Here is a 25,862-nt window from a genome sequence, read left to right on the forward strand (position 1 = left end):
AAGCGGACAGTTCCGCCGGACAGGAGATCGACCATGAATGCGCTCACCCCGCAGGCCAGCGACACCGGGAACGCCATGACCCTGGCTGATGTCGTCCAGTTCGTCACCGTGAAGGTCGGCAAGCAGAGCTTCGGCATACCGGTCCTCGACGTCGAGGACATCATCGGCCCGCAGCCGGTGACCCGCGTGCCGTTGTCGCTGCCGGTGATCCGCGGGTCGCTGAACCTGCGCGGCCGCATCGTGACCGCCGTCGATCTGCGCACGCGGCTGTCGATGCCGAAATCCGAGAGCGATCACCACATGAACGTGGTCGTGGAGTACAAGGGCGACCTGTACAGTCTGGTGGTCGACGAGGTCGGCGATGTCCTGAACATCCACGACGCCTCGATCGACCCGCATCCGGCCACGATGTCCGCCAAGCTCCGTGAGGTCTCCAACGGGATCCACAAGCTCGACGGCGAACTGCTGGTCCTGCTGGACGTCTCCGAGATTCTCACTTTCTGACTGTCTGCCCGGGACGCCCGATCCCGTTTGCCGGAGGTTTTGTCATGCCTATCTGCCTGATCGTCGATGATTCCTCGGTCGTCCGCAAAGTCGCCCGTCGCATCGTGGAGAAGTTCGGTTACGAGGTCGCTGAGGCGGCCGACGGCACTGACGCCCTCGACTATGTGAACTCCCACCCGATGCCGGAAGCGATCCTGCTCGACTGGAACATGCCGCAGATGCAGGGCATCGACTTTCTGGAAAGCCTCCGCAAGATGCCGAACGGCAAGGATCCCAAGGTGGTGTTCTGCACCACCGAGAACGACCTGGCCAAGATCAGCCGCGCTTTGTGGGCCGGTGCCGACGAATACATCATGAAGCCCTTCGACGAGGACATCCTCGCCACGAAGTTCGCGACCGTGGGCCTCCGCTCCGCCGCCTGATCCGCAACGCCAGCGTCCAGGGGGTCGCCATGAACAAAGCTGATTTCGAGCATTTTATCGGATTTCTCAAAACCAAGGCTGGAATCGTCATCACGACGGAGAAGGCCTATCTGGTGGAGAACCGGCTGGCGCCGATCGCCCGCAAGCACGGCATGGCGGATGCCAACGAGGTCCTGACCAAGATCCGCCAGATGCCGTCCGCCGCGCTGGTCAGCGACGTGCTCGACGCGATGACGACGAACGAGACCCTGTTCTTCCGCGACCAGCGGCCGTTCGACCAGTTCCGCGACAATGTCCTGCCGGCGCTGATGGAGCGCAATGCCGCTTCCAAGCGGATCCGCATCTGGTGCGCGGCCTGTTCCAGCGGCCAGGAGCCGTATTCGCTGGCCATGATGTTCAACGAATTGGGTCCCAAGGTCGCCGGGTGGCGCCTGGAGATCGTCGGTACCGACATCTCCAAGACCATCCTGGAGCGTGCCCGCAAGGCCGAGTACTCCCAGTTCGAGGTCCAGCGCGGCCTGCCGATCACCATGCTGGTGAAGTATTTCGAGCAGAAGGGCGAGGCCTGGCACCTGAAGGCCGACATCAAGAACAAGGTGTCGTTCCGCGAGTTCAACCTGCTGGAAAACCCGCGCGCGCTCGGTCAGTTCGACGTGGTGTTCTGCCGCAACGTGCTGATCTACTTCGATCATCCGACCAAGGCGGAGATCCTGGCCCGCATCGCCGGCGTCATGCCGGCGGACGGCCACCTGTTCCTCGGCGGTGCCGAGACGGTGCTGGGCGTGTCCGACAAGTTCGCCGCCGCCCCGGGTCTGCGCGGCATCTACGTGCCGACCGCCAAGGCCGCCGCCCGCGCGGCCTGATCCTCCCCCTCATTTTCCGTCATCCCGGCCCGCCCCCGGATCAAGTCCGCGGCCGTCCGGGATGACGGCTTGTTTTTGAACTAAGCCCCCACCGCCACGCCGTATTGCCGCCCGGCGGCGATCAGCCGTTCGGCCAGGCTGTGCGCATAGCCCCGCGCCATATGCAGGTCGAATGTCGCCGTGCCCAGCCGCCGGTCGAGCGTCACCGGCACATGGAACAGCGCCGTCGACGCCACCCGGTCCTCGGCGAAGGCGCGCGGATGCAGGTCGATCCCGGTCCCGCCTGCCAGCACGTCGCGCGCCCGCGGTCCGGACAGGCGCAGGGTGGTCCGCCCGTGGCTCTGGTCGACCAGGGCCGCGCCGCCGCACCGCTCCCGCAGCAGCGCCATCAGGTCGTCCGGTCCGGCGGACAGCGCCATCCAACGCCCCGGCGCCAGGTTGAGCAGCCGCAGCCCGTCCACCGACACCGCCCGTCCGGGCGCCGGCAGGGGCAAGGCGACGTCGGCGGTCCGCTCCGGTCGGCAGTCGATCTGCACCTGGTCCATCACCCGGGCGGCGATCGTCACGCCGGCCGACGCATCGCTGACGGTCTGCGCGAACAGGCCGGCGACCGGCGACAGCCGCGGCGGCAGGGTCGAAACATCAGCCACGCAGCCGTCCTCCCTCGGGATCGACGAAGACCGGATCGGCGATCCGGACCTCGATTTCCTGCTTTCTCAGGGGGAACACCGCCCAGACCGTCTCGCCCCTGCGCGCCGACCCGCCGGACACGAAACCCAAGGCGATCGGGTGGCCCACCGTGGGCGACAGATAGGCGCTGGACGAGACATGCCCCAGCTTCTCCGGGCCGAGCTGTCCCGGAGGCACCGGCACCTCGGGGTCGGCCACCAGGATCGCGCCGGCCGGTATGCGCGTCTTGCCGTCCACCGGCACCAGCCCGACCAGCTTGGGCCGCGCCGGGGCGGTGAAGGCCGGCTTGTCGAGCATGCCGCTGCCGACGAACCACTTCTTGCTGCTGGCCATCCGACCCATGCCGGCATCGTCCAGGGTGACCCGGCCGTCCAGCTCGGCATGGGTGACGTGGCCCTTCTCGATCCGCAGAATCGCCATCGCCTCGGTGCCGTAGGGACGCAGGCCGTGCGGCTGGCCGGCGGCGGCCAGCGCCTCCCAGACCCGCGTGCCCCAATCGGCCGGCGCGTTGATCTCGTAGCTCAGCTCGCCGGAGAAGCTGATCCGGAAGATCCGCACCGGCACACCGGCGATCCACGCCTCGATGACGCCCATGAAGGGCAGGGCGGCGTCGGACACGTCGGTGCCGTCCTCCACCACTGCCGCGAGCACGTCGCGCGCCTTCGGCCCGGCCAGCGCCATCGCCGCCCACTGCTCGGTGACCGAGCAGGCGTGCACGTCCAGCTCCGGCCAGACCACCTGCAGGTACCATTCGATCAGCGCCATCACATCGCCGGCATGGGCGGTGGTGGTGGTCATCAGATAGTGTTGCTCGCCCAGCCGCGAGGTGGTGCCGTCGTCGTAGACGATCCCGTCCTCGCGCAGCATCAGCCCGTAGCGCGCCTTGCCGACCGCCAGCGTCTTGAAGCCGTTGGCATAGAGCCGGTTCAGCAGCTCGCCGGCATCCGGGCCCTGGATGTCGATCTTGCCCAGGGTGGAGACGTCCACAAGCCCGACGGCGGTGCGCACCGCCTGCACCTCGCGGGTGATGGCGGCGTCCATGCTCTGCTTGCCGGCCGGCTCCTCCGGGGCGAGGTAGTATTGCGGCCGCAGCCAGTGCCCCGCCTCCACGAAGGTCGCCCCGTTGGCGGCGTGCCAGTCGTGCAGGGCCGAACGCCGCTCCGGCGTGTGATGGCGCCCCCGGTCGCCGCCGGCGAAGGCGCCCAGGGCGACGGGTGTGTAGGGCGGGCGGAAGCGGGTGGTGCCGACCTGCGGGATCGGCTCGCCCCGCGCCTCGGCCATCAGGGCGTGGCCGATGATGTTGGACGTCTTGCCCTGATCCGTCCCCATGCCCAGGGTGGTGTAGCGCTTCAGGTGCTCCACCGACACGAAGCCTTCGCGGTGAGCCAGGGCGATGTCGTCGGCGGTGACGTCGTCCTGCAGGTCGACGAACCGCTTCTTGCCGCTGCCGACGGCCCAGAACGCCTGGATCGGGCGTTGGTCGGGCTCGTCGGTCGCCGGTGTGTCGGGCACGGCGCCCGTGGCGAAGCCCATGGCCTGCGCCATCTCGGCGCCGGCCTTGAACCCTTCCGCCAGGCAGGCCGACAGGCTGTACGCCCCGCGCGCCGCACCCACCGAGACATGGGCCTGCCGGGCGGCTCCCGGCACGAAGGCGGCGAGGCCGTCGTCCCAGTCGATCTTGCCGAGCGCGTGGGTGTGCAGATGCACCGCAGGGCTCCACCCGCCGGAAACCGCGAGCAGGTCGCAGGGCTCGAACACCGGTCGGGCGCTGCCGTCCAGCGGGGCGATGTCGCAGCCGATCACCGCGAGCCTTCCATGCACCCGGGTGACGGCGGCATGGTCCATCACCTCGATCCCGGCGGCGGCGCAGCGCTCGCGCCAGGCGCTGGGGCCGGCGGGCCGGGTATCGGCCACCTTTATGACCTCGACCCCGGCGGCGCGCAGGTCCAGCGCGGTGCGGTAGCCGTCGTCGTTGTTCGCCACCACCACCGCCCGGCGGCCCGGCCGCACGGCGAAGCGGTGCAGGTAGGTGCGCACCGCCCCGGCCAGCATCACGCCCGGCCGGTCGTTATGCGGGAAGGCGATGTGCCGCTCGATGGCCCCGGTGGCCAGCACCACGCGCCCCGCCCGGATGTGCCACAGGCGCTGGCGCGGGACGTGGGGCGGGGGGACGGGCAGGTGGTCGGCCACCCGTTCCACCGCGCCGATCATGTTGTCGTCGTAGTACCCGAAGGCGGTGGTGCGGGTGAGGATGCGGGCCTCGGGCAGGTTCTCCAGCTCGGCCCGCGCCTGGGCCACCCAGCGCATGGCGGGCACGCCGCCGAGGGTCTCGCGCTCCGAGCGCAGGCGGCCGCCGAGCCCGTCAGTCTCTTCCACAAGGATCACCCGCGCCCCGCTGCGCCCGGCGGTGAGTGCTGCGGCCAGCCCGCTCGGCCCGCCGCCGACCACCAGCACGTCGCAATGGGCCGACTGGCGCTCGTAGGTATCGGGATCGAGTTCGGTGGTCGCCTTGCCCATCCCGGCGGCGGCGCGGATGCGCTTCTCGTAGAAATGCCAGCCGGGGAAGCCCATGAAGGTCTTGTAGTAGAAGCCGGCGACCAGGAAGCGGCCGGCCAGGTCGTTCAGCTCCATGGCGTCGAGGGCAAGCGACGGCCAGCGGTTCTGGCTGGTCGCCTCCAGTCCGTGGAACAGCTCGGCCATGGTGGCCCGCGTGTTCGGCTCCTGCCGTCCGTCCCGGCGCAGCTCGACCAGGGCGTTCGGCTCTTCCGGCCCGGCGCTGAAGATGCCGCGCGGCCGGTGGTATTTGAAGCTGCGCCCGACCAGGGTCACCCCGTTGGCCAGCAGGGCGGAGGCGAGCGTGTCGCCGGCATAGCCCGTGTAGCTCCTGCCGTCGAAGCTGAAGGACAGGGCGCGGCGGCGGTCGATCTCCCCGCCGGTGGGCAGGCGGCAGGCGTTCACGTCCTTGATGCGGCCGAAGATCATTGTGCCGCCTCCAGATCCGCATCCGGCCAGCCGCAGGCGAGTACCCGATGGCTGGTCACGTCGCGCAGCACCTTCACGTAGCGCCGGCAGCCGTGGATGTGGTGCCAGAACTCCAGATGCGGCCCGGCCGGGTTGTCGCGCAGATAGACATACGCGTGCCAGTCGGCCACCGACGCGGTGGCGGGATCGGCCGGCCGGGTCCTGGTCGCATCCCCGGCATAGGAGAACTCGTCCTGGTCGCGCGGGCCGCAATGGGGGCAGGTGATCCGGATCATGGTCGCATGTCCCTCAATGCAGCTTCGGGGTCGGCCCCTTGCCGCCCTCGTCCAGCAGGTGTCCGGTCTCGAACCGCTCCAGTCCCATTTCCTGGTTGGTCTCGTGCGGCGCGTCATGGGCGATGGTATGGGCGAAGGCGTAGCCCGAGCCCGGGGTCGCCTTGAACCCGCCATAGCACCAGCCGGCATTGAGATAGAGGTTGTCGACCGGCGTCTTGGAGATGATCGGGCTGCCGTCCATCGACATGTCCATGATCCCGCCCCAGCTCCGCAGGATCCGCACCCGCGACAGGTACGGCATCATCGCCAGCCCGTTGGCCATGACGTTCTCGACCACCGGTAGGTTGCCGCGCTGGGCGTAGGAATTGTGGAAATCGATATCGCCGCCCAGCACCAGCCCGCCCTTGTCCGACTGGCTGATGTAGAAATGCCCGGCGCCGTAGGTGACGACCCCGTCGATCAGCGGCTTCAGCGGCTCCGACACGAAGGCCTGGAGCACGTGGCTCTCGATCGGCAGCTTCAGGCCGAGCATGGCGGCGACCCGCGAGGTGTTGCCGGCCACGGCCATGCCGACCCGGCCGCAGCCGATGGTGCCGCGGCTGGTCTTCACGCCGGTGATCCGGTCGCCGTCGCGCTCGAAGCCGGTGACCTCGCAGTTCTGCAGGATGTCGACGCCGCGTCGGTCGGCCCCGCGGGCGAAGCCCCAGGCGACCGCATCGTGCCGGGCGGTGCCGCCGCGCGCCTGCAGCAGCCCGCCATAGATCGGCCAGCGGGCGTCCTTGGAGTAGTCCAGATGCGGATAGAGTTTCCGCACGCCCTCGCGGTCCAGCAGCTCGGCGTCGATGCCGTTCAGCCGCATCAGGTTGCCGCGTCGGGCGAAGGCGTCCATCTGCCCGTCGCTGTGGCCGAGGTTGAGGACGCCGCGCTGGCTGAACATGACGTTGTAGTTCAGGTCCCGCGACAGGCCCTCCCAGAGCTTGAGGGAGTGCTCGTAGAAATGGGCATTGCCGTCGAGCATGTAGTTGGAGCGCACGATGGTTGTGTTGCGGCCGACATTGCCGCCGCCGATCCAGCCTTTTTCCACCACCGCAACATTGGTGATGCCGTGGTTGCGCGCCAGGTAATAGGCGGTCGCAAGGCCATGGCCGCCGCCGCCGATGATGATGACGTCATAGGATTTCTTCGGCTCCGGATCGCGCCAGGCGCGGATCCAGCCCTTGTGGCCGCTGAGCCCCTCGCGGATCAGCGAGAAAACCGAATATTCCGCCATCGCCTGTTCCCTCCCGTCGCCGGGCAGTCTGCACCAGGTCGGGGGGCGCTGCGAAGCCGCGATCGGACGAAATTTGCCGTGGAACCGCTACGGCGGCCCAGACGGTGCTTGATCCGGCGGCGGTGGCGGGTCGTAGGATCCGGAACACATCCCTGACCGGAGCTCGATCGATGATCACGGCCGCCTATGCGGGACTTCTCGGACTTGTCTTCCTGGGGCTCACCGTGCGGGTGGTCAGGCGCCGGGGGGCGGTCAAGGCCGCCCTCGGGGACGGTGGCGACGTCGTGCTCGAACGCCGCATCCGCGCCCACGGCAACTTCGCCGAGTTCGTGCCGTTGGTGCTGGTGCTGATGACCCTGCTGGAGCTGCAGAGCGTCTCGGTCTGGATCCTGCATCTTGTCGGCGCCTGTCTGCTGGTCGGGCGGGTAATCCACGGTTTGAACATCAGCCGGGAAGACGAGGTCCTGGCCGGGAGGGCCGCCGGCATGGCGTTGACGCTGACGGCCCTGGGCGTGGCGTCCGTCGCCGCCCTGCTGCGGGCGTTCGGGGTGATGTGACGAGGCTCCCTGCGTTCGAGCCGCCGAGGGCGATCTAAATCCGCTCCGGGACCAGCGCGACCATCGGAACGCCGAGCTTCCGGTAGGCCATCACCGCCAGGAAGACGGAGCGGCCCACCACCACCGCGGCGAACACCGAGGCCGCGCCGAGCAGGCCGAACTGCTGCGCCGCGGCGAGCGAGGCTGCGACCATCACCGCCGCCGCGACCAGTTCCGTGGCGAGAACCAGCCGCGCATGACCGCCGTAATCGAGCCAGCGCGGGCACAGCGCGGTGACGGCCTGGAGCGCCAGGGCGGCGGCGACGATCCACACCGCCTCGCGGGCCCGGTCGAAGCCGTCGCCGAACAGGTCCAGCAGCGGGCCGTCCGCCAGGATCAGGATCGCCAGAAGGGGAGCCGCCATCATCAGCGCCTGACGCTGGGCGTGGGCCTGCAGTCGGGTCGCGCTGCGCCGCCCCTGGGCCAACGCGTCGGCCAGGGCCGGGCCGTAGATCTGGCGCTGGCAGGTCACGATGATCAGGAAGGCCTGGCACAGGGTGATGGCGGCGGCATACAGTCCGACATCCGCCTTGTCCTCGGCGAAGACCAGGGCAAAGAGCGGCGCCTCGGCGACCAGGGCGACGACAAGGCCGGTCCCCATCATCGGCAGCGACAGGAGCAGCCAGGCGCGGGGCCCGGTGGCCGCGCCGGGTTCGGTGTCCGGCGGCGTCTCGAGCGGCGCGCGTTCGAGGACCGCAAGGTAGGCGGCGAACACGGCCAGGGTGGTCAGTCCGGCGCCGGACAGCAGGATGACGAACATCACGTCGGACAGGTACCAGTCCGACAGGTGGGCGGCGTAGATCATGGTCAGGCCGAGCACCGGGAAGACGAAGCGCGCGGGAAGGGCGGCCAGCACCGGGCGGCGGGTGGCCATGAAGGTCTGGGACAGCAGGTCGAGTCCGGCCCAGACCGGCACCAGCAGGACCACGAAGCAGACCGGGTGGTGGCCGTGAATGTCGTCGGGCAGCGTGTCGTAATAGGCTAGGGTCAGGCTCCAGATCCCGGCCGCGGCCAACAGGGACAGGATAACGATGGTGCGGCCGAAGAAGTGGAGATAGGTCGCCGCCCGGGGCGAGCCGGCCAGCCGTTCCGGCAGGAAGCGTCCGGCCGCGCGCGAGCCGCCGAGCCCGACCGCCAGCGAGACGATGAGCATGGCGGAGGCCGCAACCTTCAGGTTGCCGAAGTTCGCCGGCTCCAGCCACCGGGCCATGGCGATGAAGATCAGCGCGTTCAGCCCGTAGCCGACCGCCGCGACCGCCATGACTGGCGGCAGCGCCCTGGTGAAATAGGCGAGGGAGCCTTCCATCCGCATGGCGCATCCCGCCGGTGGCTCGAGCGGAGATTCTACGGCGCCGTGTGTCGGATGGCGAGGATCTTGGTTGTTCCGCCCGTCGGGGGATCAATCAGGCCGTGTTCAGCCCCGGCCGGTCAGGCGCCAGCTCGTCCCGGGTCAGGCCGAGCGCCACCATGTCCTCCGGCACGCCCCGGCCGAGCGCCAATGCCGCGCTGAAGCGGCCCATGGCGGCGCTGGTCTGGATGCCGTAGCCGCCCTGGCCCGCCAGCCACAGGAACCCCTCGGCGGCCGGCGCGAAGCCCACCACCGGCGACTTGTCGGCGACGAAGCTGCGCAGCCCGGCCCAGGTCGAATGCGGCCGGTTGATCACGAACAGGGTGTCGGTCTGGATCTTGTCGATGGCCATGGCCACGTCCTCGATCTCCGGCTGGGCGTCGGTCGGCGGCGAGGGGATCTCGTCGGCCGGGCTGCCCATCATCCGCCCGCCCTCCGGGCGCACGTACCAGGTTTCGTCGCACAGATCGGTCATCGCCCAGCGCGAGGGATCGGCGGTGCTGCCGTCGCGCAGGGTGACGTCGAAGGTGAAGGCGGTGCGGCGCTTGGGGATCAGGCCGACCGGGGCGGCCCCCGCCATCTCGCCGACCACGTCGCACCACGCCCCGGCGGCGTTGACGACGATCGGGGCGCTGAAGGTGCCGGCCCGGGTCTCCACATGCCACACGCCGTCGGTCCGGGTCAGGCCCATGACCTCGGCATCGGTGACCACCCGGCCGCCCTTGGCCCGCATTCCGCGCAGGAAGCCCTGCAGGATGGCGTGCACGTCCATGTCCATGGCCCCGGCCTCATAGGCGCCGGCGACGATGCGGTCCGGGTCGAGATACGGGGCGACCTCGAACAGCGTTTTGCCGTCCACCCGCTCCATGCTCGGCGACTGCGCCAGCTCGTGGGCCAGGGTGTCCAGCAGCTCCTCGGTGGCGACGGCGACGGCGCCGCGCGGGGTCATCAGCGGCGCCTCGGCGAAGCCGTCCGGCGGGCTTTCCAGGAACGGCCGGGTCGCCTTGTTCAGCTTGCGGATCGTCGCGTTGCCGTAATTCTCGAAGAACAGCGCCGCCGAGCGTCCGGTGGTGTGGTAGCCGGGCTGGCTCTCGCGCTCCAGCAGGATCACCCTGGCGTCGTCGGCCATGAAATACCCGGCCGAGGCGCCGGCCATGCCGCCGCCTACGATCAGGATATCGGCCATGTTCGGGTTGGCGGTATGCGAGTCGGTGGTCATGGGGCGAACTGCTCCATCAGCACGCGTTCCTCAAGATTGTGTTCCGGGTCGTAGAGCACGGTCAGTTCGACATCGCGGTCCTCGCGGACCTCGACCTCGATGACGTCATGCACCTCCATGACGTCGGCGACCGCGTTGATCGGCCGCTTCTCCGGCCGGATCGTCTCGAAATGGATGACGGCGCCGCGCGGCAGCAGGGCACCGCGCCAGCGCCGGGGCCGGAAGGCGCTGATCGGCGTCAGGGCCAGCACGTTGGCGCCCAGCGGAATGATCGGACCATGGGCCGACAGGTTGTAGGCGGTGGAGCCGGCCGGGGTCGCCACCAGCACGCCGTCGCAGACCAGCTCGGCCAGCCGCTCGCGGCCGTCGACGGAGATGCGGATCTTCGCCGCCTGGGCCGAGGCGCGGAACAGCGACACCTCGTTGATCGCCAGCCCCTCGACCCTGGTGCCGTCGCGGCAGATGGCGTGCATCCGCAGCGGGTGCAGGGTGACCGGCTGGGCCTTGTGCAGCCGCTCGATGAGGCCCTCCTCGCGGAACTCGTTCATCAGGAACCCGACGGTGCCCCGGTTCATGCCGTAGATCGGCTTGCCGGCGCCGATGGCGGCGCGCAGGGTCTCCAGCATGTAGCCGTCGCCGCCCAGGGCCACGATCACGTCGGCCCGGGTCGGCGCCACGCTGCCGTAGCGCTCGCACAGTATCTTCTGGGCCTCTCTCGCCTCGTCCGTATTGGCGGCCACGAAGGCGAGGGCCATACTCTCTGTTCCGGCTGTCACAGCTTTTCTCCGTCGCCCGCCCTGCGGTTCGGCGGCACCATAGGCGAAACCGAGGAGAGCGCGCATCCCTCAATCCGCGCGCTGCCCATCATGTCCAGGTCCTCCCGGCGGGGCGGCCGCTGTTCTGGAGACCACGCTGTTTTGGAGACCATAATGCGCATCGCCCTTTTCGCGTTCCTGATTGCGGCCGCCCTATCCCAGTCCGTCGCCGGTGCCAGCGGCGCCTGGGCGGACGACCGGCACGAGGGTTACTACTACCCGAAGATCACCTCCTCCGAGGTCTACAAGGCGCGAATCCAGAAGTTGCGCGATTCCGACCGGTCGCGGCGGCTCGGCTTCGTCACCGGCATGGCGGCCGGCGCGCAGGAGAACGCCTATGCCCCGCAGATGGCGTTCTTCGCCAAGGGGCGGGACGCGGAGAAGGCGATTCTCATCGGGCTGGAGGACGGCCGGATGGCGACGCTCTACCGCGCCCGGGCGGTGCTCGCCCTGCTGACGGCGACGGCGCGGGCGACCCCGGTGTTCCGGGATCTGGATCCGGACGGCCAGTACACGTTCCTGGACCTGCTGGCGCTGCTGGGCTTCGAGGAACTGACGGTGAGCGACGGGCGCAGCTACGCGCACCGGTTCGAGATCAAATAGCGCGTTCTTCTTCCCCGGCACGCTTCCCGGGTTTGGCGCGCTCCCCGGCCTGGCGCGCTCCCCCAACGCTCTGTGGGTCTATCGCGTTTCCCCGGGCTTAGTACGTTCCCCAGGGCTCGGCCGTTTCCCCGGGCTTGACCCGGGGTCCAGCCATCATCGCGCTGGAGCGTCCGGGCGTTTGTTCCGACGGTTCCGGCTGCTCCTTTTCTGGATCCCGGGGCAAGCACGGGAAGACGGAAAATGGAAGACGGACGCGTGGGGCTAGCCCCCCGTCACACTCATGTGCCGCGCCACGGCCGGGCCGCGGTGGCGGCGGTCGATGATGAAGTCGTGGCCCTTCGGCTTGCGGGTGATCGCCTCGCGGATCGCGTCGTGCAGTGCGCCGTCGCTCTCGCTCGCCCGCAGCGGTTCGCGCAGGTCGGCGGCGTCGTCCTGGCCGAGGCACATGTACAGCGTGCCGGTGCAGGTCAGCCGCACCCGGTTGCAGCTCTCGCAGAAATTATGGGTCAGCGGCGTGATGAAGCCGAGCCGGCCGCCGGTCTCCGCCACCGACACGTAGCGCGCCGGCCCGCCGGTCTTGTACGGGATGTCGGTCAGGGTGAAGCGCTGGGCCAGCCGCGCGCGCACCGCTGACAGCGGCAGGTACTGGTCGAGCCGGTCCTCGCCGCCGATATCGCCCATCGGCATGACCTCGATCACGGTCATGTCGTAACCCCGGTCGCCGCACCATTGCAGCATGTCGCCGAGTTCGTCGTCGTTCACGCCCTTCAGCGCCACGGCGTTGATCTTGATGGCGATGCCGGCCTTGTCGGCGGCGTCGAGCCCGGCCATGACCTTGCCGATGTCGCCCCAGCGGGTGATGGCGCGGAACTTGTCCGGATCCAGCGTGTCGATCGACACGTTCAGCCGCTTCACGCCGCAGGCCGCCAGGTCGTCGGCGAAGCGGGAGAGCTGGCTGGCATTGGTGGTGATCGTCAGCTCCTCCAGGCCGCCGCCGTCCAGGCGGGCCCCGAGGCGGCGGATCAGCCACATGATGTCGCGCCGGACCAGCGGCTCGCCGCCGGTCAGCCGCAGCTTCTTCACGCCGAGATCGACGAAGGCGCCGCACAGCCGGTCAAGCTCCTCCAGCGACAGCACGTCCTTCTTCGGCAGGAACGTCATGTTCTCCGCCATGCAGTAGACGCAGCGGAAGTCGCAGCGGTCGGTCACCGAGACCCGCAGATAGGAGATCGCCCGCTGGAACGGATCGATCAGCGGCGCGGGGGCGTCGGTCGAGCGGATCGAAGAGGTGGCGGTTTCGGTCATCATGTCCCGATATATACGACCAGAATAACGGGATCGAAAGGGGGGCACGTTGAATGGACCAAGGGGACACCCCAGATTTTGACCATGGCACCCACAACGCAAACGCGAACTGTCGATTTTCCCCGGACCCATGAGGCGGTGCTGGGCGTGATTCTGGCCGGCGGCCTCGCCCGACGCATGGGCGGCGGCGACAAGGGCCTCGCCGATCTCGGCGGCCGCACCCTGCTGCAGCGGGTGATCGACCGGCTGGAAGGCCAGGTCGGCGGGCTGGTGTTGAACGCCAACGGCGACCCGGCCCGGTTCGCGACCTACCGGCTGCCGGTGGTGGCCGACACGGTGGCCGACCACCCGGGACCGCTGGCCGGGATCCTCGCCGGGCTGGAGCATGCGGAGGCGACCGGGTGGTCGTGGATCGCCACGGCGCCGGTCGACACGCCGTACCTGCCGCGCGACCTGGTGGACCGGCTGCTGACCGCGTTGGCGGGCGAGGCGGCGGAGATCGCCTGCGCCGCCTCGGGCGGTCGGGTGCATCCGGTGGTCGGGCTGTGGCCGGTCACCCTGATCGGGCCGCTGCGGGCGGCACTGGAGGCGGACGGGCTGCGCAAGGTCGATGCCTTCGCGACCGGTCGGCGCCGGGCAATCGCCGCCTGGCCGGTGGAGCCGCACGACCCGTTCCTCAACGTCAATTCGCCGGCCGACCTGTTCGAGGTCGCGCACGGGATGCCGGTCGGCTAGAGCGGACCGTGCGCTGACGGGTCCACGTCGTGATCGCGTCGGTGTGCGTCACTCTTCTCTATCTTGTTGTCTGTTGGCCGCCGTCGGTAACAGCTTGCCCTCCGGCGCGGAATGCCGCACGGTTCAGGCCATGATACGCAAACCAATGATCGTACTGACGGCCTGTCTCGGGCTGGTCGCCTGCGGTGAGGACGAGCAGCCCCCAGGGCCGCCGACCTCGACCATCTATGTGCGCAACGAAAGCTCCACCGAAGCCAATCTGCGCATCAAGTTCTGGTCCAAGGACTACCTGAAGGTCTCCGCCGGCGACAGCGACGAGATCACCTTCGTTAACGAGGACGGCATCAACGCCGTGCAGGTCGAGGCGAAGACCCGCAAGCAGTGGGACGACTGCTGGGTCACCATGAACGTGGGCCAGACCATCGTCGTCTTCGACGCGATCGAGCGGATCGGCTGCCGCGTCGAGTAGCCCGCGGTTCCGTCCGCCCCCGCCCCATTCGTGACGCCCCAACCGTTACTCCACACCCGTCACCCCTTCCCCGTCATCCTGACCTGCGTCAGGATGACGGTGAGTTGGGGCGCGCCCTCAGGCCCCAGGAACCGTCCCGTCATAGGGGATCGCCGCCTCCGAGGTCTCCCAGATCGTGCGCATGGACGGCTTCTCCTGTTCCTCGCGCACATGGCCGACCAGGCCGGCGCAGCGGGTGATCAGGGCGAAGCCCCGCAGGATCTCCGCCGGCACGCCGCAATCCATCAGCACCGCCGCGATCGCCCCGGTGGCGTTGATCGTGATGTGCTTGCCGTAGACCGCGTCGATCGCCGCGCTCAGCGCCTTCAGGGCGGCGATGTAGGTACCGGACTGGCCATGCTCCTCGGCGAGTTGGAACAGCCGGATCGGCCGCGGGTCGTCGGGCTTGTGCAGGTGGTGGCCGAAGCCGGGCAGGGGCTTGCGGGCGGCCCGGTGTTCCTGGGCGACGCGCGTCGCCGCCGCCTCGATCCCGGCCGGATCCTCCACGATCTCCAGCAGCAGCTGGGCATTGCCCTCCATGGTGCCGACGAAGACGCTGCCGACACCCATCAGCCCCGCCGCCACGCCCGCCTGCATGGCCTCCGGCGCGCTGGAATAGATCAGCCGCGTGGCCAGTGCGCTGGGGGTCAGGCCGTGCTCCATCAGGGTGACCAGGCAGGCATCGATCATCGCCGTCTCCGCCGCCGAGGGCATGCGGCCCAGCATCTGGAAGACGATCATCTCGGTGAAGCTCAGCTTGCCGATCAACTCGCTGCACAGGCTCTTGTCGCGGATATAGATATCGTCGTTGGTATGGGTGGCGATGCTGGTCGTCGGCGCGGCCCGTTTTGTGGCCTTTGGGGCGCTCATGCGTTTCCTCCGAATTGAAGATTAGTCGGCGGCCGGCAGCCGCTTCTCGAGTTCGTGGCGCTGGATCTTGCCCGAGGCGGAGCGCGGGAAGTCCGCCATCGCGATGAAGTGGATGCTCTTGGGCTGCTTGTAGCCGGCGAGTTCGGCCCGGCAGCGGGCGTAGAGGTCGGCCTCGGTCAGGCTGTCGTCCTGTTTCGCGACGAAGGCGATGGGGACCTCGCCCCATTTCGGGTCCGGCCGGCGGACGACGGCGGCGTCGATCACCCGCGGGTCGGCCAGGATCACCCGCTCGATCTCGGCCGGGTAGATGTTCTCCCCACCCGACTTGATCAGGTATTTGACCCGATCGACGAAATCGAGGCTGCCGTCCGGGTTGCGGCGGAACACGTCGCCCATGTGGAACCAGCCGTCGCGGAAGTCCGACAGGTTCGTGGTCTCGTTGCGCCAGTAGCCGCTGAACAGGGTCGGGCCGCGCATGGCGAGCTCGCCCGGGGCGCCGTCTGCCACCTCGGCGCCGTCCGGGTCGACCAGCCGGACCTCGCAGAAGATGCTCTGTTCCTTCGACAGGCTCGCGGGCGCCACGCCGATCGGGATCAGCGAGGAGGAACAGGGCGGGCAGCCGGTCTCGGTCGCTCCGAAGGTGTTGGCGTAGGGGGCGTCGAGCAGGCGGGTGATGCGGGCGATCTCCGCCGGCGGCACCAGGTCGGCCATGACGCCGCAGACCTTGATGCGCTTGGCGGTCACGCCCCGCGTCTCGATCTCGGTCGCGAAGCCGCCGACCATGCCCGGCATCAGCAGCAGCCAGCCGATCGGCTCTTCGCGGACCACCTCGGCCAGATGGCCCTGGTCGAAGCCGTCGACGACGATGACCTTGCCGCCGGCCATCAGGGTGCCGATGGAATTGTCGGCCGCCCCCATGTGGTACATCGGCGACCAGGCGACGAAGCTGTCGGCGGCATCGATGGAGAATTCGGCGCGGGTGACCATGTTGCGCACGATCTGGGCGCGGTGGCTGATCACCGCCCCCTTGGGCAGGCCGGTGGTGCCGGAGGTGTACAGGATCAGCAGCGGCGCCTCGGGATCGAGGTCTTCCAGCGCGGGCAGGGCGGACGGCGCGGCCGCGGCCAGGGCCGCCTCGTAGGCATCGCCCAGCACCAGGCATTTATCCGCGTACCCTGCGATCTGTGCCAGTTTGTCCGCGTGACGCTCGGAGACCAGCACCAGGGACGGCTCGACCAGGCCCAGGCAGTGGGTGAGTTCGGCGGTGGACAGCCGCCAGTTCTGACAGGCCAGCACCGCGCCGGTCATGGCGGCGGCGAGATAGGCCTCCAGGTATTCCCCCCGGTTCTCCGACAGGATGGCGACCCGGTCGCCGGGGCCGATGCCCTTGTCTTCGAGCACCGAGGAGAGCCGGCGGGCGCGGTCGCAGAGATCTGCGTAGGACAGGGTGGCGTCCCGGGTCTGCACCGCCGGCCGGCCGCCGCCGCGGCGCACCTGCTGCAGGAACAGCCCGGCCACCGTGCTCAGGGCACTGCGGGCGATCAGGGCGGAGGCGGAGGGAGCTGGCGTCATGATTCTGGAACCGTAGCGCCTTCCGCCCCCCGGTCAATCGGTCGAGAGGGGCAGGCTCGGCATCAGGCGCCGAAACCGCCGTCGATGGTGTGCATGGCGCCGGTGACGTAGCCCGCCTCCGGACCGGTCAGATAGGCCACCATGCCGGCGATTTCCGCCGGGGTGCCGTGGCGCTTGATCGCCATGAAGCTGTGCATGACGTCGCGCATCGGCCCGTCCACCGGGTTCATGTCGGTGTCGACCGGGCCGGGCTGGACGACGTTCACGGTGATCCCACGCGGGCCGAGATCCCGGGCCAGGCCGCGTGCCAGGCTCTGCATGGCGGATTTCGTCATGCCGTAGGCCGCACCGCCGGCAAAGGGCACCCGGTCGCCGTTGACCGAGCCGATGATCACGATGCGGCCGCCATCGGCCATGGTCTTCGCCGCCTCGACCGAGGCGTGGTAGGGGCTGCGGATGTTGATATCGATCATCCGGTCGACCCCGTCGGGGTCGAGCTCGACGGCTTCGCCGATCATCGCCACGCCGGCATTGACGACGAGGATGTCGAGCGGGCCGGCCTCGCGGACCGTGCGGGTGGTGGCGTCGCGGCTCGCGCTGTCGGACTGGACGGTCTTGGCGCCGGTCTCCTCGGCGAGCGCCTGTGCCGCGTCGGCGGATCCCGAATAGGTGAAGGTCACGTCGGCTCCGTCGCGGGCCAGCCGGCGGACGATGGCGGCGCCGATCCCCCGGCTTCCGCCGAGAACGAGCGCGCGCTTTTGGGCTAGAGTGGACATCTGCGGTCTCCTTGAGAAAATATGAAGTGATCGCTATATAAATATGAGCGCCGGACTATCAAGGATATTTTATAGTGAACGATACAAAAAAAATCCGTGGCCGGGGGAGACCGCGTCGGTTCAACGAGTCCGACGCCATCGAAGCCGCCGAGACGCTGTTCCACGAACGCGGCTATGACGGGGTCGGCGTCGCCGAGCTGGGGGCGGCCATGGGAATCGCGCCGCCCAGCCTCTACGCGGCTTTCGGCAGCAAGCTCGGCCTGTTCGAGCGGGCGCTGCTCGCCTACGAGGCGCAGAATGGCGGCATCCTGGCGGAATTCCTGAACCGCGAGGGGCCGGTGGCGGAAGTACTGCCGTTCTTCCTGGAGGAGGCGGCACGGTTCTATTCCCGGCCCGGCGCGCCCTGCGGCTGCATGGTGCTGAGCGGCACCTGGAACAGCGCCGATGCCGAGGCGGTCGCACTGACCGCCCGGCTCAAGCAGGCCGGCCGGGATCGGATCCGCGACCGCATCGCCCTGGAACGTCCCCAGGATGCCGAGCGGCTAGCGGATTTCACCGTCAGTCTGATGGCCGGTCTGTCGGCGCTGGCGCGCGACGGGGTGGCGCAGGAGCGGCTTGTCGCCGCCGCCCGGGCGGCGGCCCCTGTCTACGCCTGAGGTGCCGTCAGGGTCACCGGCCGCCCGAACCGCTTCAGCGCCTTGGCGCCCGCGCCCTCCATCACCGCGGTGAAGGCGGCCTGCGGCTCGGTCACCACGAAGCCGGCGAGGCGCCGCACCGGGCCGGTCAGCAGGCCGGGACAGAGCGGCACCGACGGGCCGACGACGGAGACGCGGGCCTCGGGCGAGACGGCGGCCAGGATCGCCTCGGCGGTGCCGTTCACCAGCGTGGACGCCGTCATGACAAGGGCCCGGGCCGTGGCGAAGCGGGGGCCGGCATCGGCATAGGCGACCTCGCCCGCGCGCGGGTCGAGCTCGACCACCGTCGCGCCGGGAAACTTGGCGTCCAGGCCGGGGAAGCGGCCGACGATGACGGTGCCGGCCAGCTCTTCCCTGAGCGCCTCCGGGTCCCGTGCCCAGGGGGTCAGGCCGTCGCCCTCCTGCAGGCTTGGGGCGGGCCGGTTCCAGAAGGCGTTGGCGGCGGCGAGGCCGATCGAGCGCTCATAGGGATTGTCGGTCAGGCAGAGCCGGGCAAGGTCGGCCAGCGGCCGGCCGGCATAGGAGCCGGTCTGCGGCGTGGTGTGGGCACCGGCCATGCCGCGCGGCGACCAGGCGAGGCCGACGGACGCGCCGCACTGCACCGCGGTCCAGTTGAAGCCGACCACGATCCGCTCGGCGACGGCCCCGTCGTCCATTCCGGCGATCGCCGGCGCCAGCAGGCTCTGTCTCATGGGGTGAGGGTCAGTTTGAGCGGGAGGTCGTGTCCGCGGAGAGCAGCATGGCGCGGTCGGTGTTGATCAGCTGCTTGCCCGCATGCTCGAAGTTCACCGTCACGCGCGAGCCGACCACCGACTGGATCTGGCCGAGCCCCCAATCGGGCCGCCCCTCCAATCGCACGTAGCCGCCAGGACTGAGGAATTCCATGTCACTACTCCGAGGCCCTGAAACCGACACCTGAGAATATCAGAGTCTCATAGGGTTATTAACGATTCCTTTAAGATGGATATGGTGGAGATACCGTCGGAACGTGACCTGAGGAGGTCGTCTTGAGCATTTCGCCCCGTCATCTGGACTTGCTGCTGTCGCGCCTGTTCCACGACCTCATCGGCCCGGCGTCCGCGGCGCGCAACGGATTGGAGCTGGTGCGCGAGTTCGGCGCGGACGATGTCGGCGCCGAGGCGATGGACCTGGTCGCCAGTTCGGTCGATCAGGCCGCCGCCCGTCTCACCTTCTTCCGGATGGCGTTCGGCGGTGCGGGCAGCGGCGGGGGAATCGGTTTCCTCGATGCCCGGCCGGTGCTGGCCGACTATCTGAGCCACCGCAAGCTGGAGCCCCGGATCGCCATCGCCGACGGGCTCGCCAAGCCCAGGGCCGGGGTGATCAAGGTGATGCTCGGCCTTGCCGTGGTCGCGGCGGAGAGCCTGCCGCGCGGCGGCATGGTGTCGGTTTCCGTCACGGCGGAGGAGATCCGGATCGGCGCCGAGGGCAACGACGCGACCCTGTCGGACAAGACGCTCCAGGCGCTGTCCGGCGCACTGGAGCCGGAGGACGAGGTGCTGGTGCTGCCGGCGACCGTGGGTGAGACGGCGCGGCGCTTCGACATCGACTACAGCGTGACCGCCACCACGCCGCCCGGCTTCGCCGTCCGACCGGATTAGGGCGGCCGCGATGGACACACGCACAATCGAGATTTCAGCCACCGACTGTGCTTGTGTCGCCGCCCCATTCGAGCGAGAAAGTGCGCGAGCGGCTGTGGGAGGTGCTCCACGGCCTGATCCGAGGTTTCTGGCGATCGGACCGCCTGATCCAGTGACGGACGGCAATGGCCAACAACAACCTTCCCTCGACACAGCGCAATTCGGGCGTTCCCCAGGCCTTCGGCGGGGAGCGCGCGACCGGACAGTTCGCCTCCATCTCCATCGGCGGCCAGATGTTCGGCATCCCGGTGCTCATGGTCCACGACATCCTCGGACCGCAGCGGATCACGCGGATTCCGCTGGCGCCGCCGGAGATCGCCGGCTCGCTGAACCTGCGCGGTCGGATCGTCACCGCGATCCATGTCCGCCGCCGCCTGGGCCTGGATCCGCTGCCGATCGACCAGAAGTCGATGAGCGTCGTGGTCGAGCATCACGGCGACCTGTACAGCCTGATCGTCGACGGGGTCGGGGAGGTGCTGACGCTGGACCTGGACAGGTTCGAGCCGCATCCGCCCACCATGCCGGCGCGGATCCGCGAGATTTCGGCCGGGATCTATCAGCTCAAGGACACCCTGCTGGTGGTCCTCGACGTGTCCAATCTTCTCGACTTCATCGGGCAGGAACCCGCATGATGATTGCCGCGCATTTGAGAAGAAACTGCAAAGCCCCAGAAGGGGACGCGAGGCGACGCTGATGAAATCCTGCCTGGTTGTCGACGATTCCAAGGTCGTCAGGATGGTGGCGCGCCGGATCCTGCAGGGTCTGGAGTTCGAAATCGAGGAGGCGGCGGACGGGAAGCAGGCCCTGGAAGCCTGCGAGCGCAAGCTGCCCGACGCGGTGCTGCTGGACTGGAACATGCCGGTGATGAACGGCATCGAGTTCCTGCGCGCGCTGCGCAAGATGCCCGGCGGCGACGGGCCGATCGTCGTGTTCTGCACCACCGAGAACGACATGCAGCACATCCAGGAGGCGATCTCCTCCGGCGCCAACGAGTACATCATGAAGCCGTTCGACAGCGACATCATCGCCACCAAATTCCAGCAGGTCGGGTTGATCTGATGGTGCTGACCTCCCCCCCCAAGCCTCCGCGCTCCGCCGACCCGTATCGGGTCATGCTGGTGGACGATTCCGCCGTGATCCGCGGCCTGTTCGCCCGCTCGCTCGAGAGCGATCCGGAGGTCCAGGTGGTCGCCTCGGTCGGCGACGGCCAGATGGCGGTCAACACCCTGGCCAAGGACAAGGGCAAGATCGAGGTCGTCGTCCTCGATATCGAGATGCCCCGCATGGACGGTCTGACCGCCCTGCCGGAGCTGCTGAAGATCGATCCCGACGTGCCGGTCGTCATGGCGTCCACCCTGACGGCGCGCAATGCCGACATCTCGCTGAAGGCGCTGGCGCTGGGCGCCAAGGACTACATCCCGAAGCCGAGCAGCATGCGCGAGCTGTCGGCCGCCGAGGTCTTCAAGCGCGAGCTGCTGGAGAAGGTGAAGGCCCTGGCCGCCGCGCGTCGGCGCAAGGTCGGGGGCGCGGCTCCGGCCCGGCCGCGGTTCACCGCCGATCGCGGCACCGCCGCCACCCCCGCCGCCACCACCGCCGCCACGACACCGCGGGCGGCCCCGGCGGCGAAACCGGCCGCGCCGCCGATCGCGTTACGGGCTGCCGGCCGCCGGCCGCCGCAGGTCCTGTGCATCGGCAGCTCGACCGGCGGACCGCAGGCGCTGTTCAAGCTGCTCGGCGCCCTGTCGAAGTCGCTGCGGATGCCGATCCTGCTGACCCAGCACATGCCGGCGACCTTCACCTCGATCCTCGCCGACCACATCACCCGGTCCACGGGCTGGCAATGCGTGGAGGCGACCGACCGCATGCCGGTCCAGTCCGGCCGGGTCCATCTCGCCCCCGGCGACTTCCACATGCTGGCGGAACGCTCGGGCACCGGCGTGGTGCTGCGGCTGACCAAGGACCCGCCGGAGAATTTCTGCCGCCCGGCGGTCGACCCGATGCTGCGCAGCGCGATCGAGGCTTGGGGCGGACAGGCGCTGACCGTCATCCTGACGGGCATGGGTCACGACGGGCAGAAGGGGTCGGAGGCGCTGGTGAACGCCGGCGGGACCGTCATCGCCCAGGACGAAGCGTCCAGCGTGGTGTGGGGAATGCCGGGGGCGGTCGCCCGTGCCGGCATCTGTACCGCCGTGCTGCCGCTGGATCAGATCGCTCCCTGGATCGATCGGCAGACGGCGAGGTGGGCGGCATGAAACCGGCGGATCTGGAGCATTTGGCCAAGCTTCTCAAGGACCAGTCTGGCCTCGTGGTCACGCCGGAGAAGGCGTATCTGCTGGAGAACCGCCTGGCGCCGGTGGCCCGCAAGTGGGGGCTGGAGACCATCGACGCCCTGGTCGCCGCCATGCGGTCGCGCGCCGACCACAAGATGATCAAGGACGTGGTCGACGCCATGACCACGAACGAGTCGCTGTTCTTCCGCGACATGAAGCCGTTCGACAACCTGCGCGACCTGCTGCTGCCGGAGCTGATGAAGGCGCGGGCGGGGAGCAAGCGCATCCGGATCTGGAGTGCTGCCTGTTCCAGCGGCCAGGAGCCCTATTCGATCGCCATGCTGCTCACCGAGCTGGGGGCGAAGGTGGCCGGCTGGCGCTTCGAGATCGTGGCCACGGACCTGTCCTCCGACATCATCGGCCGCGCCAGGCAGGGCACCTATTCGCAGTTCGAGGTCCAGCGCGGCCTGCCGATCACCATGCTGGTCAAGTATTTCGCCCAGGAGGGCGACAAGTGGCGGATCAGCGACAAGATCCGCACCATGGTCCAGTACCGGGAGTTCAACCTGCTGGATCACCCGCGCATGCTGGGCCAGTTCGACATCGTGTTCTGCCGCAACGTGCTGATCTATTTCGACCAGCCGACCAAGGCGAAGGTTCTCGCCGGCATCGCCGACCAGATGGCGCCGGATGGCGGGCTGTATCTCGGCGGGGCCGAGACCGTGCTCGGAGTCACCGACCGGTTCGAGCCGATCCCGGGCCAGCGCGGCGTCTACCGGATTTCCCAGAAGGCGGCGGTCAAGGCGACCGCCTGACCGAAAGCAAAACGCATCGCCGGGAGGGACCGGCGATGCGTTTTGCTGGTTCGGCCAACGGGGCGCCGAACGGGGGAGAGAACCGCCGACGGCTTACGCCGCGTTGGTCTTCGCCTCGTTCGGGTCGCGCAGCACGTAGCCGCGGCCCCAGACCGTCTCGATGTAGTTGTCGCCGCCGGTGGCGTTCGACAGCTTCTTGCGCAGCTTGCAGATGAAGACGTCGATGATCTTCAGCTCCGGCTCGTCCATCCCGTTGTACAGATGGTTCAGGAACATTTCCTTGGTCAGGGTCGTGCCCTTGCGCAGGGAGAGCAGCTCCAGGATGCCGTATTCCTTGCCGGTGAGGTGCAGGGGCTGGCCCTCGACGTCGACCGAGCGGCTGTCCAGGTTCACCTGGAGCTTGCCGGTGGCGATGATCGATTCGCTGTGGCCCATGGACCGGCGCACGATCGCCTGGATGCGGGCGACGAGCTCGCGGCGGTCGAACGGCTTGGTCACGTAGTCGTCGGCGCCGTAGCCGAGGCCCTTGATCTTGGCATCGAGCTCGGACAGGCCGGACAGGATCAGGATCGGCGTCTTCACCCGGGCCTGGCGCAGCTTCTTCAGGACGTCGTAGCCGTCCATGTCGGGCAACATCAGATCCAGCAGGATGATGTCGTAATCGTAGAGCTTTCCGATCTCGAGACCGTCTTCGCCGGCTTCGGCCCGGTCAACCACCCAGCCTTCGGCGCTCAGCATCAACTCGATGCTGCGTGCGACCGCGTCCTCATCCTCGACCAGCAGGATGCGCATGGCTTTTCTCCCTTTGATCCCTACCTGGGCATTAACGCCTAGGTTTAAGAGACATGGCTTAAAAGAAAGGTTAACGCCGCAGCGCCGCTCGTGCCTACGAAAAGCTTGTGATAATCTTCGAAATCCCAGCGGATCAAGGAGTTGGCCGTGGCCACCCTGCTTAAACACCTGGCGAGCGATATTGAAAAAATACCTGAATTTCGTCTCTATGGCCGCGTAACCGCGGTTTTGGGGATGATGGTGGAGATCGGCGGCGTGGAGCGCGCGCTGTCGATCGGCGACCGCTGCTTCGTGCAGGCGCGGGGCGGCCGCATGGTCGCCTGCGAGGTGGTCGGCTTCCGCGACGGCCGCGCGCTGGCCATGCCGTTCGGCCCGCTGGAAGGGGTCGGCATCGGCTCCCGCGCGCAGATCTCCGACGCCGCACCGGTGATCTATCCCGACGAGAGCTGGCTCGGCCGGGTGGTCGACGCGATGGGACGCTCGATCGACGGCGCCGGTCCGCTGGCCGAGGGGGCGGAGGGCTATCCCCTGCGCAACAGCCCGCCGCCGGCCCACCGGCGCCAGCGGGTCGGGGCCAAGCTCGACGTGGGGGTGCGGGCGATCAACCAGTTCATCTCGATCTGCCGCGGCCAGCGCATGGGCATCTTCGCCGGCTCGGGCGTCGGCAAGTCGGTGCTGATGGCCATGCTGGCCCGGTTCTCCGAAGCCGACGTCTTCGTCATCGGCCTGATCGGCGAGCGCGGCCGCGAGGTGCAGGAGTTCATCCAGGACTATCTGGGCGAGGAGGGCATGCGCCGCTCCGTGGTGGTGGTCGCCACCTCCGACGAGAGCCCGCTGATGCGCCGCCAGGCGGCCTATCTGACCCTGGCGGTGGCCGAGTATTTCCGCGACCAGGGCAAGCAGGTCCTGTGCATGATGGACAGCGTCACCCGCTTCGCCATGGCCCAGCGCGAGATCGGCCTGGCCACCGGCGAGCCGCCGGCCTCCAAGGGCTATACGCCGACGGTGTTCGCCGAGCTGCCCCGCCTTCTGGAGCGGGCCGGTCCTGGCGTGGAGGCGGGCGCGATCACCGGGCTGTTCAGCGTGCTGGTGGAAGGCGACGACCATAACGAGCCGATCTCAGACGCGGTGCGCGGCATCCTCGACGGCCATGTGGTGCTGGAGCGCGCGATCGCCGACCGCGGGCGCTATCCGGCGATCAACATCCTGCGCTCGGTCAGCCGGATGATGCCGGACTGCAATACCGGGGAGCAGACCGCCCTGATTCGCCGGGCCCGGGCGCTGATGTCGACCTACGAGGACATGGCGGACATGATCCGCCTCGGCGCCTACCGCCGCGGCAGCGACCCGCTGGTGGACGAGGCCATCCGGTTTCACGAGCCGCTGGAGGCGTTCCTCAACCAGGACAAGGACGACAACGCGGATATCGATGCCGGCTATGCCGAGCTGGCGGAGATCCTGGGCGTCGCCATGAGCGAGGCGGAGTAGGGGAGCGGCTGAGCCATGCGCCCGTTCGACACCCTGATCGAACTGTCGGAGAACCAGCTCGACGAGAAGCGCAAGCGGCTCGCGGCGCTGGAGGAGCGGCTGGCCGCCGCCCGGGACCAGCGCCAGGCGCTGGACGACGAGCAGGCGCACGAGCAGCAGGTGGCCTCCCAGGAGGTCGGGCTGGTCGGCTTCGCCTATGGCGCCTATGCCGGCCGGCTGGTGGAGCGCCGCGCGGAGGCCGACCGGGCGATCGCCAAGGCCGAGCAGTCGGTGGAGGAGCAGCGCGAGATCGTCCGCGAGGCCTTCGCCGAGCTGAAGCGCTACGAGATGGCGCACCAGGCGCGGCTGGAGAAGGCCCGCAAGGAGCGCGAGGCCAAGGAGCAGATGGAGATCGACGAAATCGCCGGCAACCTGCTCCGCCGCCGGGACGAGCGGCTGTAGGGGGCTTTCCCCCGGTTGCCTCCTCGCCCGTCTTCGCGAGGTCTCCTCGCCCGCCTTCGCGAAGTTTCTTCATCCGTCTTCCCGGGCCTGACCCGGGACCCAGCCGTCGGCGTGCCGGAGCGCCGGGGCTCTTACTCCGGCAGTTCCGGCCGCCCGTTTCCTGGATCCCGGGTCAGGCCCGGGAAGACGGGGAGGGGGATCCTCCTACCCCCTCGCGCTCGACCCTCCCTCGCGCACTTCTTCTCTGCACTCCCCGCTTCTCTGCACTCCCCGGCCTTGTGCCGGGGCAAGGCCGGGAACAGCTCGATCGCCGAAGCTTCTCGCCGAACGACGAAGCGGCGGAACCGTTG

The 25,862-nt window shown here is 68.8% G+C and carries 29 protein-coding genes; 15 read left to right on the forward strand and 14 right to left on the reverse strand.

Going from position 1 to position 25,862, the window contains the following annotated elements:
• The first annotated feature begins 33 nt into the window (after positions 1-33).
• From G578_RS0111555 to G578_RS0111565, 3 genes are read left to right on the forward strand one after another with little or no spacing between them, the layout of a single operon-like run.
• Entirely contained in the window at positions 34-504 is a 471-nt protein-coding gene (locus G578_RS0111555) for a chemotaxis protein CheW (RefSeq protein WP_028794372.1), read from the forward strand.
• Positions 505-548: 44 nt separating this feature from the next.
• Positions 549-926, forward strand: coding sequence for a response regulator (locus tag G578_RS0111560; RefSeq protein ID WP_028794373.1), 378 nt, complete (start codon positions 549-551; stop codon positions 924-926).
• Between the two features lie 29 nt (positions 927-955).
• The gene (locus tag G578_RS0111565) at positions 956-1,789 is read left to right on the forward strand and encodes a CheR family methyltransferase (protein ID WP_028794374.1); all 834 of its coding nucleotides are present in this window, start codon (positions 956-958) and stop codon (positions 1,787-1,789) included.
• 80 nt (positions 1,790-1,869) lie between these two features.
• On the opposite strand, the gene G578_RS28410 is transcribed toward G578_RS0111565, so the two are convergent.
• The 4 genes from G578_RS28410 to G578_RS0111585 are packed head-to-tail and all read right to left on the reverse strand — an operon-like array spanning position 1,870 to position 7,006.
• Entirely contained in the window at positions 1,870-2,439 is a 570-nt protein-coding gene (locus G578_RS28410; protein WP_051244644.1) for a sarcosine oxidase subunit gamma, read from the reverse strand.
• On the reverse strand, positions 2,432-5,461 hold the full coding sequence (locus G578_RS0111575) for a sarcosine oxidase subunit alpha family protein (RefSeq protein WP_051244646.1): 3,030 nt from the start codon (positions 5,459-5,461) through the stop codon (positions 2,432-2,434). Before G578_RS0111575 ends, G578_RS28410 begins: the two co-directional genes overlap by 8 nt.
• Positions 5,458-5,736 (reverse strand): sarcosine oxidase subunit delta, encoded by a 279-nt coding sequence (locus G578_RS0111580; protein WP_028794376.1) that lies wholly within the window; start codon positions 5,734-5,736, stop codon positions 5,458-5,460. The genes G578_RS0111575 and G578_RS0111580 overlap by 4 nt, the downstream gene beginning before the upstream one ends.
• Positions 5,737-5,749: 13 nt before the next feature.
• Positions 5,750-7,006 carry a sarcosine oxidase subunit beta family protein gene (locus G578_RS0111585; RefSeq protein ID WP_028794377.1) on the reverse strand — a complete coding sequence of 419 codons (1,257 nt, stop codon included), beginning with the start codon at positions 7,004-7,006 and terminating at the stop codon, positions 5,750-5,752.
• A gap of 170 nt (positions 7,007-7,176) precedes the next feature.
• On the opposite strand from G578_RS0111585, the gene G578_RS0111590 reads away from it, so the two are divergent.
• A complete protein-coding gene (locus G578_RS0111590; RefSeq protein WP_038014035.1) occupies positions 7,177-7,563 on the forward strand; it encodes an MAPEG family protein in 387 nt (128 codons plus the stop codon).
• A gap of 34 nt (positions 7,564-7,597) precedes the next feature.
• Here G578_RS0111590 and G578_RS0111595 read toward each other — a convergent pair whose 3' ends face one another.
• The 3 genes from G578_RS0111595 to G578_RS0111605 form a co-directional block, all read right to left on the reverse strand.
• Positions 7,598-8,914: a lipopolysaccharide biosynthesis protein gene (locus G578_RS0111595; protein WP_028794379.1), complete on the reverse strand. Its 1,317-nt coding sequence runs from the start codon at positions 8,912-8,914 to the stop codon at positions 7,598-7,600.
• A 91-nt stretch (positions 8,915-9,005) separates the two neighbouring features.
• Positions 9,006-10,169, reverse strand: a complete 1,164-nt coding sequence (locus G578_RS0111600) for an NAD(P)/FAD-dependent oxidoreductase (protein ID WP_028794380.1) — start codon at positions 10,167-10,169, stop codon at positions 9,006-9,008.
• Complete coding sequence (locus G578_RS0111605; RefSeq protein ID WP_038014037.1) at positions 10,166-10,924, reverse strand: NAD kinase; 759 nt, start codon at positions 10,922-10,924, stop codon at positions 10,166-10,168. The genes G578_RS0111600 and G578_RS0111605 overlap by 4 nt, the downstream gene beginning before the upstream one ends.
• Before the next feature lie 174 nt (positions 10,925-11,098).
• Between G578_RS0111605 and G578_RS0111610 the strand changes: the two genes are divergently transcribed.
• On the forward strand, positions 11,099-11,587 hold the full coding sequence (locus G578_RS0111610; protein WP_038014039.1) for a hypothetical protein: 489 nt from the start codon (positions 11,099-11,101) through the stop codon (positions 11,585-11,587).
• Between the two features lie 261 nt (positions 11,588-11,848).
• On the opposite strand, the gene moaA is transcribed toward G578_RS0111610, so the two are convergent.
• A complete protein-coding gene (gene moaA, locus G578_RS0111615) occupies positions 11,849-12,895 on the reverse strand; it encodes a GTP 3',8-cyclase MoaA (protein ID WP_051244648.1) in 1,047 nt (348 codons plus the stop codon).
• A gap of 81 nt (positions 12,896-12,976) precedes the next feature.
• On the opposite strand from moaA, the gene mobA reads away from it, so the two are divergent.
• A complete protein-coding gene (gene mobA, locus G578_RS0111620) occupies positions 12,977-13,627 on the forward strand; it encodes a molybdenum cofactor guanylyltransferase MobA (RefSeq protein ID WP_051244649.1) in 651 nt (216 codons plus the stop codon).
• Between the two features lie 145 nt (positions 13,628-13,772).
• Positions 13,773-14,096: a hypothetical protein gene (locus G578_RS0111625; RefSeq protein ID WP_028794385.1), complete on the forward strand. Its 324-nt coding sequence runs from the start codon at positions 13,773-13,775 to the stop codon at positions 14,094-14,096.
• Positions 14,097-14,213: 117 nt separating this feature from the next.
• On the opposite strand, the gene G578_RS0111630 is transcribed toward G578_RS0111625, so the two are convergent.
• The 3 genes from G578_RS0111630 to bdcA all read right to left on the reverse strand — a co-directional run bounded on the left by G578_RS0111630 (position 14,214) and on the right by bdcA (position 17,353).
• Positions 14,214-15,005: a citryl-CoA lyase gene (locus G578_RS0111630; protein ID WP_028794386.1), complete on the reverse strand. Its 792-nt coding sequence runs from the start codon at positions 15,003-15,005 to the stop codon at positions 14,214-14,216.
• A gap of 21 nt (positions 15,006-15,026) precedes the next feature.
• Positions 15,027-16,577 (reverse strand): class I adenylate-forming enzyme family protein, encoded by a 1,551-nt coding sequence (locus G578_RS0111635; protein WP_038014043.1) that lies wholly within the window; start codon positions 16,575-16,577, stop codon positions 15,027-15,029.
• A 62-nt stretch (positions 16,578-16,639) separates the two neighbouring features.
• The gene (bdcA, locus tag G578_RS0111640; protein ID WP_028794388.1) at positions 16,640-17,353 is read right to left on the reverse strand and encodes an SDR family oxidoreductase; all 714 of its coding nucleotides are present in this window, start codon (positions 17,351-17,353) and stop codon (positions 16,640-16,642) included.
• A 74-nt stretch (positions 17,354-17,427) separates the two neighbouring features.
• On the opposite strand from bdcA, the gene G578_RS0111645 reads away from it, so the two are divergent.
• On the forward strand, positions 17,428-18,009 hold the full coding sequence (locus G578_RS0111645) for a TetR/AcrR family transcriptional regulator (protein ID WP_028794389.1): 582 nt from the start codon (positions 17,428-17,430) through the stop codon (positions 18,007-18,009).
• On the opposite strand, the gene G578_RS0111650 is transcribed toward G578_RS0111645, so the two are convergent.
• A complete protein-coding gene (locus G578_RS0111650) occupies positions 18,000-18,740 on the reverse strand; it encodes a Rossmann-like domain-containing protein (protein WP_028794390.1) in 741 nt (246 codons plus the stop codon). The two genes, G578_RS0111645 and G578_RS0111650, sit on opposite strands and share 10 nt — an antisense overlap.
• Before the next feature lie 10 nt (positions 18,741-18,750).
• Complete coding sequence (locus G578_RS0111655) at positions 18,751-18,933, reverse strand: DUF3553 domain-containing protein (RefSeq protein ID WP_028794391.1); 183 nt, start codon at positions 18,931-18,933, stop codon at positions 18,751-18,753.
• A gap of 122 nt (positions 18,934-19,055) precedes the next feature.
• Here G578_RS0111655 and G578_RS0111660 point away from each other — a divergent pair, with 122 nt between their 5' ends.
• The 5 genes from G578_RS0111660 to G578_RS0111680 all read left to right on the forward strand — a co-directional run bounded on the left by G578_RS0111660 (position 19,056) and on the right by G578_RS0111680 (position 22,791).
• On the forward strand, positions 19,056-19,667 hold the full coding sequence (locus G578_RS0111660; RefSeq protein WP_084618833.1) for a histidine phosphotransferase family protein: 612 nt from the start codon (positions 19,056-19,058) through the stop codon (positions 19,665-19,667).
• Positions 19,668-19,831: 164 nt separating this feature from the next.
• On the forward strand, positions 19,832-20,338 hold the full coding sequence (locus G578_RS0111665) for a chemotaxis protein CheW (RefSeq protein ID WP_028794393.1): 507 nt from the start codon (positions 19,832-19,834) through the stop codon (positions 20,336-20,338).
• A 61-nt stretch (positions 20,339-20,399) separates the two neighbouring features.
• Positions 20,400-20,765 (forward strand): response regulator, encoded by a 366-nt coding sequence (locus tag G578_RS0111670; protein WP_028794394.1) that lies wholly within the window; start codon positions 20,400-20,402, stop codon positions 20,763-20,765.
• The gene (locus tag G578_RS0111675) at positions 20,762-21,958 is read left to right on the forward strand and encodes a protein-glutamate methylesterase/protein-glutamine glutaminase (RefSeq protein WP_425425914.1); all 1,197 of its coding nucleotides are present in this window, start codon (positions 20,762-20,764) and stop codon (positions 21,956-21,958) included. The genes G578_RS0111670 and G578_RS0111675 overlap by 4 nt, the downstream gene beginning before the upstream one ends.
• Positions 21,955-22,791: a CheR family methyltransferase gene (locus G578_RS0111680; RefSeq protein WP_028794396.1), complete on the forward strand. Its 837-nt coding sequence runs from the start codon at positions 21,955-21,957 to the stop codon at positions 22,789-22,791. The genes G578_RS0111675 and G578_RS0111680 overlap by 4 nt, the downstream gene beginning before the upstream one ends.
• A 93-nt stretch (positions 22,792-22,884) precedes the next feature.
• Here the strand turns inward: G578_RS0111680 and ctrA are convergent, their stop codons facing one another.
• Positions 22,885-23,583 (reverse strand): response regulator transcription factor CtrA, encoded by a 699-nt coding sequence (gene ctrA / locus G578_RS0111685; protein WP_028794397.1) that lies wholly within the window; start codon positions 23,581-23,583, stop codon positions 22,885-22,887.
• A gap of 147 nt (positions 23,584-23,730) precedes the next feature.
• Between ctrA and fliI the strand changes: the two genes are divergently transcribed.
• Together fliI and G578_RS0111695 are read left to right on the forward strand one after the other, a co-directional pair.
• A complete protein-coding gene (fliI, locus tag G578_RS0111690) occupies positions 23,731-25,071 on the forward strand; it encodes a flagellar protein export ATPase FliI (protein ID WP_028794398.1) in 1,341 nt (446 codons plus the stop codon).
• 15 nt (positions 25,072-25,086) lie between these two features.
• On the forward strand, positions 25,087-25,512 hold the full coding sequence (locus G578_RS0111695; protein ID WP_028794399.1) for a flagellar FliJ family protein: 426 nt from the start codon (positions 25,087-25,089) through the stop codon (positions 25,510-25,512).
• Positions 25,513-25,862 lie beyond the last annotated feature (350 nt).

It is taken from the genome of Thalassobaculum salexigens DSM 19539 (assembly GCF_000423805.1).
GTDB classification, from domain to species: Bacteria; Pseudomonadota; Alphaproteobacteria; order Thalassobaculales; family Thalassobaculaceae; genus Thalassobaculum; species Thalassobaculum litoreum.